The 800-nt window shown below is 36.0% G+C and carries 1 protein-coding gene; it reads right to left on the reverse strand.

Going from position 1 to position 800, the window contains the following annotated elements:
• Positions 1–52 precede the first annotated feature (52 nt).
• The gene (locus LRA01S_RS10590; RefSeq protein WP_001015311.1) at positions 53–733 is read right to left on the reverse strand and encodes an IS6-like element IS1216 family transposase; all 681 of its coding nucleotides are present in this window, start codon (positions 731–733) and stop codon (positions 53–55) included.
• Positions 734–800 lie beyond the last annotated feature (67 nt).

Raw genomic sequence — 800 nt, forward strand, 5'->3', positions numbered from 1 at the left:
TTCTGTTGCAAAGTTTTAAATAAAGAATAAAATCCCTTACGGTATCTATGATTTAAGCTGGGATTCCCAATAATACCTTGATTTCAGTACAGACCGAAAACCCGAAGAGAGTGCCTTCTTTTCGGGTTTTCTTATATAATCCTCGGATGGCTTCCATGCCTTTAATCGTGGTAGAGGCAGTGCGTAAACTTCGATAGAATTTATTGCGTCTCTTTACTGGACGATGGTCTTGTTCAATCAAATTATTCAGGTATTTAATGGTACGATGTTCTGTCCCTTGATAAAAGCCGTATTCTTTTAGTTTCTTAAAGGCACTTGTAATAGAGGGGGCTTTATCTGTGACTACAACCTTCGGTTCATCAAACTGCTTCACTAACCGCTTAAGAAAAGCATAGGCTGCTTGTGTGTCCCTTTTTTTACGTAACCAAATATCCAAGGTTAAACCATCTGCATCGATGGCTCGATACAAATAATGCCATTTTCCTTTAATTTTGATGTACGTTTCATCCATTTTCCATGAATAAAAGGATTTTTTATTTTTCTTTTTCCAAATTTGATAGAGTAGTTTGCCATATTCTTGCACCCAACGATAAATCGTCGTATGAGAAACGTTAATGCCACGATCATATAAGATTTCTTGAACTTCACGATAGCTAAGGTTATAACGAAGATAGTAGCCCACGGCTACAATAATCACATCCTGCTGAAATTGCTTTCCTTTAAAATGATTCATCGTCATTCCTCCTGCTATCTTTTTCTATTATTCTACCTTATTTGATAGTAGATTTAAAACTTTGCAA

Source organism: Pseudolactococcus raffinolactis NBRC 100932 (genome assembly GCF_001591765.1).
Lineage (GTDB): Bacteria > Bacillota > Bacilli > Lactobacillales > Streptococcaceae > Pseudolactococcus > Pseudolactococcus raffinolactis.

What these genes read in the sequence shown, in the direction of transcription:
- LRA01S_RS10590 (WP_001015311.1), bottom strand. Translation starts at nt 733, where the DNA reads ATGAATCATTTTAAAGGAAAGCAATTTCAGCAGGATGTGATTATTGTA.